The organism is Streptomyces sp. NPDC058985 (assembly GCF_042740985.1).
GTDB lineage: Bacteria > Actinomycetota > Actinomycetes > Streptomycetales > Streptomycetaceae > Streptomyces.
Genome location: NZ_JBHYJX010000088.1, coordinates 1 through 8848, shown reverse-complemented (window position 1 = coordinate 8848; position 8848 = coordinate 1). Strand labels below are relative to the sequence as shown.

General features: G+C 72.5%; 9 protein-coding genes and 1 tRNA gene. 5 read left to right on the top strand and 5 right to left on the bottom strand.

Translation table 11 applies throughout. From position 1 onward, the window contains the following. Window positions 1-246 precede the first annotated feature (246 nt). On the bottom strand, window positions 247-2169 hold the full coding sequence (locus ACFW01_RS38050) for an NAD-binding protein (RefSeq protein WP_234959528.1): 1923 nt from the start codon (window positions 2167-2169) through the stop codon (window positions 247-249). 233 nt (window positions 2170-2402) lie between these two features. On the opposite strand from ACFW01_RS38050, the gene ACFW01_RS38045 reads away from it, so the two are divergent. Beyond that, window positions 2403-2912: a hypothetical protein gene (locus tag ACFW01_RS38045; protein WP_234959409.1), complete on the top strand. Its 510-nt coding sequence runs from the start codon at window positions 2403-2405 to the stop codon at window positions 2910-2912. 78 nt (window positions 2913-2990) lie between these two features. Beyond that, a complete protein-coding gene (locus ACFW01_RS38040; protein ID WP_234959410.1) occupies window positions 2991-4544 on the top strand; it encodes a flotillin family protein in 1554 nt (517 codons plus the stop codon). Between the two features lie 45 nt (window positions 4545-4589). Here ACFW01_RS38040 and ACFW01_RS38035 read toward each other — a convergent pair whose 3' ends face one another. Then, the gene (locus ACFW01_RS38035; RefSeq protein WP_234959411.1) at window positions 4590-4898 is read right to left on the bottom strand and encodes a zinc-ribbon domain-containing protein; all 309 of its coding nucleotides are present in this window, start codon (window positions 4896-4898) and stop codon (window positions 4590-4592) included. Window positions 4899-5116: 218 nt separating this feature from the next. Here ACFW01_RS38035 and ACFW01_RS38030 point away from each other — a divergent pair, with 218 nt between their 5' ends. Beyond that, window positions 5117-5407 (top strand): DUF3040 domain-containing protein, encoded by a 291-nt coding sequence (locus ACFW01_RS38030; RefSeq protein WP_234959412.1) that lies wholly within the window; start codon window positions 5117-5119, stop codon window positions 5405-5407. Window positions 5408-5571: 164 nt separating this feature from the next. Continuing rightward, the gene (locus ACFW01_RS38025) at window positions 5572-6159 is read left to right on the top strand and encodes a class IV adenylate cyclase (protein ID WP_384511373.1); all 588 of its coding nucleotides are present in this window, start codon (window positions 5572-5574) and stop codon (window positions 6157-6159) included. Between the two features lie 79 nt (window positions 6160-6238). Here the strand turns inward: ACFW01_RS38025 and ACFW01_RS38020 are convergent. The 3 genes from ACFW01_RS38020 to ACFW01_RS38010 form a co-directional block, all read right to left on the bottom strand. Then, window positions 6239-6312 (bottom strand) — tRNA-Pro (locus ACFW01_RS38020). 67 nt (window positions 6313-6379) lie between these two features. Next, window positions 6380-7129 (bottom strand): Pr6Pr family membrane protein, encoded by a 750-nt coding sequence (locus ACFW01_RS38015; RefSeq protein ID WP_234959414.1) that lies wholly within the window; start codon window positions 7127-7129, stop codon window positions 6380-6382. A 128-nt stretch (window positions 7130-7257) separates the two neighbouring features. Further along, complete coding sequence (locus ACFW01_RS38010) at window positions 7258-8187, bottom strand: metallophosphoesterase (protein ID WP_384511370.1); 930 nt, start codon at window positions 8185-8187, stop codon at window positions 7258-7260. Window positions 8188-8317: 130 nt separating this feature from the next. Here ACFW01_RS38010 and ACFW01_RS38005 point away from each other — a divergent pair, with 130 nt between their 5' ends. Next, complete coding sequence (locus ACFW01_RS38005; RefSeq protein WP_234959416.1) at window positions 8318-8782, top strand: GatB/YqeY domain-containing protein; 465 nt, start codon at window positions 8318-8320, stop codon at window positions 8780-8782. Window positions 8783-8848: the final 66 nt, after the last annotated feature.

Here is an 8848-nt window from a genome sequence, read left to right as displayed (position 1 = left end):
GAGCTGCAGTTACTCCTCGCGATCTGGACCGGCGCCTGCCCCACCTGTCACCGCGACATGCCAGACCCCGCACCAACATGACCAAGCACTACTAGAGTTCCGACGCTTTTCGACCTGACCCTCTCTCCCAACCGAGTCGGGTGGTGGGTGGGCAAAGGCCGGGGGTCCAGGGGGCGGGAGCCCCCTGGACGGGACTGGAGGGGGCCGAACCCTGCACTCCGCCCACCCTCACGCCGCCCCCCCCCGCTACCCGGGGGACCGCTCCCGCGTACGCCGCCCCAGCAGCTCCGCCAGCCCCCGCCGCGTGGCCGCCAGCACCACCCGATCCGCACCCCGGAGGACATACGTATCGGGCAGATCCCACACCAACCGGGACTCCCGAGGCGCCGCGCCCTCCCCCTCCGCCTCACCCTCGCCGGAGGCGGACCCGTCCGTCACCTCCAGCGCCAGCACCCGCCACGCCCCCGCCCGGAACGCCTCTCCCACCGTCCGCCCCTCCAGCTGCGGATGCCCCGCCACCTCCACCGCGGCGAACAGCAGCACCCGCCGCTCCACGGGAATCGCCCCGAGGATCTGACGCCCCATCATCGCCCCGGCGAAGGAGGGCGCCGCCAGATGCGTCACACTCCGGCTCCGGGTGAGCGCACCGGGATGGGCGGCACGCAGAGTGCGGTACGCGGCGGTCGCGAAGTCGTCGTCGTACAGCCGCAGCACCACCCGCAGCCCCGACCGCACGGACCGCCCGTAGAGCACCGCCTCCAGGTTGGTGGTGTCCACACTGGTCAGCGCGAGCAGCGAGTGCGCGCGCTGGATCTTCGCGGCCTCCAGCACCCCCTCCTGCGTCACGTCCCCGAGCACCACCGGCACCCGCAGCCGCCGGGCGGTCGCCATCCCCCGCGCCTCGGGATCGGCCTCGACGCACACCACGGGGATGTCCATCTCCCGCAGCCGCGTCAGCACCCGCGTGCCGATCTTGCCGAGACCCAGCAGGACGACGTGCCCGCCGAGCCCGCGCGGCGGCTTCCGCAACGCGGTGGCGGTACGGAAGGTCCCCAGGGCCTCCAGTACGGCCGCCAGCAGCACCGGAAGCAGCAGCAACCCGACGAACCCGGAGAGGAGTTGAAGGATCTGACGCCCAAGGTCCGCGTTGTGAGCGGGTTCGTTGATGGAGAACAGGTCGAGCAGCGTCACGTACGTGGCGTGCAGCGGATGGTCGTCCGTGACCAGTATCAGCGCCACGGCGAGCGCGACCACGCACGCCGCCAGACCGGCCAGCGACCACCGCAGCCGCCGCGAGAACAGCTCGGCGAACGGCGGCACGCTCGCGCGTCCGGCGGGCAGCGACGGTCCGGAGTACGACACGTGCTCCAGCGCCACCGTCCCGCGCCCGGTCGCCGCCTGGACCGCCGCCGCGTCGGGCAGCAGCTGCGGCCCCTCCCCGCTGTCCTCCGAACCGTCCGCCCCGGCCGGGTCGTTGCTCGTCGCCGAGAGCAGCGCGAGGGTGCACAGGCCGGGGTCGGCGACCTGACCGGGCAGCGGCGGGTTCCGTTCCACCGCGCGCAGCAGCAGGCCGTCGGTCTCCACGATCTTGCTGGTGCCGACGAGCGCGGTGGCGGCCAGCGCGGGCGCGGCCGTGTCGGCGTCGGACAGCACGGTCGTGGAGGGCTCGGCGGCGTCCGGCCCGGTGGCACCCCCGGCACCGGTCGCCAGTGCGGCGCTCTGGTCGAGGAGATCCTCGATGTGCTGGCCCAGGCGCCGGTTGTACAGGCGCAGCACCAGTCGCAGCCGGGGGTTGAGCCGACGGGCGGTCAGGGCCGCGCGGATGTTGGTCTCGTCGTCGTCGTACACCAGCGCCAGCGCGCCGGCCCGCTCCACGCCGGCGTCGGCGAGCACGTCCTCGGTCGGCTCGGTGGCCTCCAGCTCGCGGCCCGCGCCTTCACGTCCGGCGCCTTCGCGACCCGGGCCGCCCTGGTCGCCGTTGCCGCTCCGGTTGACGGCCGCGTTGACCATGTCCAGCAGCGCCGCCGAGGCCGCCCGGGCCCGTCCGACCACCGGCTGTCGCACCCGGCGCCCGGAGGGCGGGACGACGAGGGTGACCTGTTCGCGGTAGACGCCGCGCAGTTCGGCGGCGAGGCGGTGCGCCAGCCCGTCGTCACCGCACACCACCATGTGCGCGTACGCGTCGCCCTGCGGAACCTGATTCGGAACGCTCCCCGTATGAGTTCCCATTTGAAGAAGGACAGTACAGGCGCCGGGCGCGGTTCCAGGAGGGCCCGAAGAGGCCGAGGGCGGCATCAAGAACGCGTAAAGATTGCCGGAACACGGCAATGACGCGTTCGGGCGCCGGATGTGAGGATTCTTCTCACCGGAGCTCAGCGACGGGCGGGAGGGGGACAGCACACATGGCCTGGTTTCTCGGAATCGGCATCACGGGGGTTGTGCTGCTCGCCCTGTCGCTGGTCTTCGACGGACTGCTGGACGGCGCGCTCGACGGAGCGCTGGACGGCGTCCTGGCGGGGTGGCTGTCGCTGCCGGTCGTCGCCGGATTCCTGGCGATGACCGGCTTCGGTGGCGCCATCGCCCTCGGCACCGGCTGGACCGGACCGGCGGGGGCCGCCGCGGCCGGCGGGGTCGTGGGAGTGGGCGCCGCCTGGCTGACGTACCGCTTCAGCCGTGCGCTGATGCGCGACCAGACCGCCGTCACACCCAGCACGAACGACCTGCTCGGCACGTCCGGCAAGGTCGTGACCGCCATCCCGGCGGAGGGCTACGGCGAGGTGCTGCTGCGGCTCGCGGGCCAGCCGTTGAAGTGCGCGGCGCGCAGCGCGGTGCCAGTGGCGCGGGGGGCCGAGGTGTGGGTCGAGGCGGTGCCGACGGGGACGTCGGTCGTGGTCCGCCCGGTGGACCGCTGACTCCGCCCCCTCTCTGTCCCGCCACTTCCGTCGTCTGTCTTCTCTGTCTCTATCTCTGTGTGATTCGGGGTCGTTGTCATGAGTCCTGTCGTCATCGCGGTGCTGGGAGTCGTCGTACTCCTGGTGCTGCTCGCGCTCGTGGTGGTCAGCCGCTACAAAGTGGCCGGTCCGAGCGAGGCGTTCATCGTCACGGGCCGGCGTGGCAAGAAGTCCACCGACCCGGAGACGGGCCGGGTGTTCACCGACAACAGCGGCCAGAAGGTCGTGGTCGGCGGTGGCGTGTTCGTCGTGCCGTTCGTGCAGCAGCGGTTCGTGCTCGACCTCTCCTCCCGGCACATCCCGGTCGCCGTGCGCGGCGCGGTGACGCTGCGGGGCGTGAAGGCCAACCTGGAAGGTGTCGCGATCGTGAAGGTCGGCGGCACGGAGGACGCGATCCGCGCCGCCGCACAGCGGTTCCTGATGCAGCAGGACGGCATCGTCGGCTTCACACAGGAGGTGCTGTCCGGCGCGCTGCGCGCGATCGTCGGCCGGATGTCGGTCGAGGACGTCATCCGGGACCGGGCCGCGTTCGCCGGCCAGGTGGCCGAGGAGGCGGAGGCGAGCCTGTCCGGGCAGGGCCTGGTCCTGGACGCCTTCCAGATCCAGGACATCACCACCGAGGGCTCCTACCTGGAGGACCTCGGCCGTCCCGAGGCCGCCCGCGCCAAGCAGGAGGCCGACATCGCCGAGGCCGTGGCCCGGCGGGCGGCCGAGCAGGCGCGGCTGAAGGCCGAGGAGGAGATCGCGGTCGCGCAGCGCACGCTCTACCTGAAGCAGGCCGAGATCAAGGCCGAGACCGACCAGGCCTCCGCCCGCGCCAACGCCGCGGGACCGCTGGCCGAGGCGGCCCGGCAGCAGGACATCCTCGCCGAGCAGGAGAAGGTCGCCGAACGGCAGGCCGCGCTGAAGGACCGCCAGCTCGACACCGAGGTGCGCAAGCCGGCCGACGCCCAGCGGTACGCCGCCGAGCAGGAGGCGGAGGCCCGCCGGGTGGCGCGGGTGAAGCAGGCCGAGGCCGAGCGTTCCGCCGGGATCGCCGCCGCTCAGGCGGAGGCCGAGCGGGCCCGGCTCACCGGTGAGGGCGAGAAGCAGCGGCGTGGCGCGCTGGCCGAGGCGGAGGCCATCGAGGGCCTCAAGCAGGGTGAGGCCGAGCGCTCCCGGCGTGCGGCGATCGCCGAGGCCGTGCGGCTGGAGGGCGACGCGGAGGCCGCCGCGATCGGTGCGAAGGGCGCGGCCGAGGCCGAGGCGATGCAGAAGAAGGCCGACGCCTTCGACCGGTACGGCGACGCCGCCGTGCTCCAGATGCTGGTCGAGGTGCTGCCGCAGGTGGTGGCGAAGGCGTCCGAGCCGCTGTCGGCCGTGGACAAGATGACGGTGATCTCGACGGACGGCGCGAGCCGCCTGTCCCGCACGGTCGCCGACAACGTCGCGCAGGGCATGGAGCTGCTGGGCTCCACCACCGGCGTCGACCTGGCGTCCCTGCTGAAGGGCATCACCGCGAAGGGCTCCACCGACGCGGCCGGCCCGGACGCACCGGAGGCGGCCCCGGGCCGCGCCGACTCCCGCAACGGCAAGGTGGAGATCACGGGCTGACCCGCGGGCGGGGGGCGGCCGCCGGCCGTCCCCCGATGGCGCAGGTCAGGGCTGCTGGTACGGCTGCTGCGGCGCGGCCCCGTACGGCTGCCCGCCCTGCCCGCCGCCGGGGCCGCCCATGCCCCCCTGCGCCTGGAGCTGCTCCGCCTGCTCCTTCGACACCTGCTGCTCGGCGCCGCAGAAGGTGCACTGCGTCGCGTACTTCGTCGAGAACGGGAACAGCGGCACGAAGAACAGCGTGAACTTGTTGACGCGCTTCCTGAGCGTGTGCGCGGAGGGGTTCCCGCACCGCCCGCACACCAGCGTCAGTATCGCGAGCTGGTAGAGGTATCCCTTGGTACCGAAGATGATCACGATGCGGTCCTTCCCGGTCGGCCCCCGCGAGCGCGCGGGACACACGGATCTTCTCCCAGCCTACGGAGGTCACGCGCCCTCCGCGGTCCCACACCTTCCCCTGCACATCCGGCACCGCTGCTTTTGGGTACCAATCCTGATGGTGCCCGGCATCCGCTGCGGGCGAGCCTGGAGCCAACTCCCCGGCCCCGGGCCCCAACCGACGCGGAGGGGGCAACGTGCCCGTGCCCGAAGACCAGCGGCTCAGCGAGATCGCGTCCCGTCTGCACCGTGAGGACCCCCAATTCGCACGCGCCCTCGCCGACGGCCGCCCACGCCGCCCGCGCGAGTACCGGCACCACCGGGCCTGGCTCCTGCTCACCGCCGCGCTCGCCGCCCTGGCCACCGGCCTGGTCCTGCCCCACGGCCTGCTCATCGCCGCGGGCCTGGTCCTCGCCGGCATCGCGGGCGAACTCTTCGACCCCCACCGCCACGAGCGCGGCACGCGTCACCCAGGCTCGAAGTCCTGAAGCCCGTCCTCCGACCCGACGGCCACCGATCCCCGCCGCCGGAAAACGGCTCGCGGGACGACCGTGCGCCCCACGATGGTGTGTTCCGGGCGAAGTTCAAGAAGCCGGTGGCTCGGTGCAGCCCAACCGCCCACCCCCACAGCCGACTTCTGAGAGAGGAACCCGTGAAGCACGAGTACGAGGCGAAGTTCCTGGCCGTCGACACCGCCGGCCTCCAGGCCAGGCTGACCGCCCTGGGGGCCGTCCAGGCGTTCCCCCGCACGCTCCTCACCCGCAGGATCTTCGAGACCGGCTCCTTCGAGCGCGGGACCTGGATCCGTCTCCGGGACGAGGGCACCCGTGCCACGCTCACGCTCAAGGAGGTCACGGACGGCACGAGCATCGACGGCACCAAGGAGATCGAGACCGAGGTGTCCGACCTGCACGCCACGGCCGACATCCTGCGCCGCGCCGGCCTCACCGAGGTGCGCTACCAGGAGAACTACCGCGAGGAATGGCGCCTGGGCCAGGTCGCCTTCGACTTCGACACCTGGCCCGGGCTCCCCACCTTCCTGGAGATCGAGGGCCCCGACGAGGCATCGGTCCGGCAGGCCGCGGCCCGGCTCGGCCTCGACTACTCCGAGGCCCGCTTCGGCAGCGTCGACGCGATCTACCAGAGCGAGGCCGACCGGGACATCCTCACCGAGCCGACCCTCCTGTTCTCCGACGCCGAGAAGCAGGCGGACGCCTCCTCGGCGGCTTCGCGCCCCTGATCAAGAAGACGCCTCCCGGGAAACCAGTCAGGGGCCCGACCCGCTAAGCGGATCAGGCCCCTGACCTGGAACTTCACTGTCGGGGTGGCGGGATTTGAACCCACGACCTCTTCGTCCCGAACGAAGCGCGCTACCAAGCTGCGCCACACCCCGATCGTCGCTGCTCGTCGCGGCGACGTCGTTTACTTTAGCCCACCGGTGGCCGGAGACGAAATCCGGTTTAGCGGGGTCGGCGGAGTGGGTTCGGGCGGATGTGGTCGAGGGCGATGAGGAGGACGGCCAGGGCGTAGAGGGCCAGGCCGACGAGGAGGGCGTTGCCCAGGACGCCCTTGAAGCCGTGCTGGTCGACGTCGAGGAAGGGGTAGAGGTAGCGGTCCTGGGTGCCGGGGAGCAGCAGCTCGCCGCGGGCCAGGGTGAAGGCCAGGTAGGCCAGGGGGTAGAGGAGCCACGTGGGGGCATGGCGCAGGTGCAGTCGGCCGGGGACGGTGAGGAGGAGCCAGTCCAGGGCCGCGGCGACCGGGACCGCCGTGTGCAGGATGTGGGTCGCGGCCGTCTGCCAGCCCGCGTCGGCGCCGTCCGGCACGGCGAAGGGGCTCGCCGCGTTGGTCAGGAGCAGGTGGTGGACCAGGCCGGCGGTGCCGACGTAGAGCAGGGCCGCACCCGTCACGGCGCCCGGCAGGGGGTGGTGGGCGGACCAGGCGCAGCGGGCGGACGCGAGCATGACCAGCGCCAGCAGGATGCCGCTCTGGATCGTGAAGTGGCTCAGGGTCTTCAGGACCGGGCCGCCCACGAGCAGCTCGATCGTCACTCCGGTCAGTGCCAGCAGGGCGGTGAGGAGGCGGAAGACCGCGATCAGCCTGCGGCGGACGGGGGTCACGACGGCCGTCGCCGGTACGACCGTGGGCAGCAGGGCGCGGTGACCCGGGATCGGGGGAAGGTCCGGGATGTCCCTGGGTATCGGGGCTGTCATGGCCTCACGCTAGATAGGCCGGACATATCGGGCTATGCGGGTGGGCCGTGTGGGTTACCCGGGCTTCCGGGTTACTCGGGCTTCCGGGTTACCCGGCTCGACCGCCGCCCTCCCCGGGCCGCCGCCCCTTACCGCCCCCGCGCCACCAACGTCAGCAGCGTCGTCTCCGGTGGGCAGAAGAAGCGGACCGGGGTGTAGCGGCTTGCGCCGCAGCCCGCGGAGACGTGGAGGTAGGACGTGCGGCCCTCCGCCGTGTGCGTGGACAGGCCCTTCACGCGGTCCGTGTCCAGGTCGCAGTTGGTGACCAGCGCGCCGTAGAAGGGGATGCACAGCTGGCCCCCGTGCGTGTGGCCGGCCAGGATCAGGGGGTAGCCGTCCGCCGCGTAGGCGTCCAGGACGCGCAGGTACGGCGCGTGCACCACGCCCATCGAGAAGTCCGCCGTGCCGGACGGGCCGCCCGCGACCTCCGCGTACCGGTCCCGCTTGATGTGCGGGTCGTCGAGGCCGGTCAGCTCGACGGACATGCCCTCGATCTTGAGCGTGCCGCGCGTGTTCGTGAGGTTCTGCCAGCCCGCGGCGTCGAAGCCGTCGCGCAGGTCCTCCCACGGGTTGTGGACGACGCCCACGGCGGGCGGGTTGCCGTTGAGGCCGTGGCGGCCCTGGAGCTTCTCGGTCAGGTACCGGCCGGGATTGCGGAGCTTGGGGCCGTAGTAGTCGTTGGAGCCGAAGACGTAGGCGCCCGGGAACTCCATCAGCGGGCCCAGGGCGTCCAGGACCTCGGGGACGCCCTCCGGGTCGGACAGGTTGTCGCCCGTGTTGATCACGAAGTCGGGGCGCAGCCCGGCCAGGGAGCGCAGCCAGCGCTGCTTCTTGCGCTGGCCGCCGACCATGTGGATGTCGGAGACCTGGAGCACGCGCAGCGGGCCCATGCCGGAGGGCAGGACCGGGACCGTCACCCGTCGGAGGCGGAAGGAGCGGGGCTCGATCCCCGCCGCGTAGACCAGACCGGCGGCGCCAACCGCCGTGATTCCCAGGGGCACTCCGTATCGCGCGCGCATGCGTCCATCGTGTCAGAAGCGGAGGCGGTGGGCCGAACACGGGCCACCGGCCGACCGCCCGGGGGGCCCGATCGGCGCCACCCCGAAATGGGCGGGCGCCCGTCACGCCGTACCTGCGACAATCAGGTCCATGACCATGCTCAAGTCGAAGCTGCAGGCCGACCTCAACGCCGCGATCAAGGAGCGTGACGAGCTGCGCTCCTCGACGCTCCGGCTGACGCTCGCCGCGATCACCAAGGAGGAGGTCGCGGGGAAGGAGAAGCGGGAGCTCTCCGACGACGAGGTGCAGAAGGTGATCACCCGCGAGGCGAAGAAGCGCCGGGAGGCCGCCGAGGCCTTCGCACAGGGGGGTCGCGCCGAGAGCGCCGAGCGGGAGAAGGCGGAGGGCGAGGTGCTCGCCGCGTACCTGCCGAAGCAGCTGTCGGACGACGAGCTGAACGCGATCGTCGCGCAGGCCGTCGAGGAGGCGAAGGCGGGCGGTGCCGAGGGGCCGCGGGCCATGGGCGCCGTCATGAAGATCGTCAACCCGAAGGTCGCCGGACTGGCCGAGGGCGGCCGGGTCGCCGCCGCGGTCAAGAAGCTGCTGGCGGGCTGAGCCGCCCGGTACCCCTGTGCATCGAAGTGAGGGGGGCGGCCCCGGCCCCCGCGGGGGGGGGGCGCC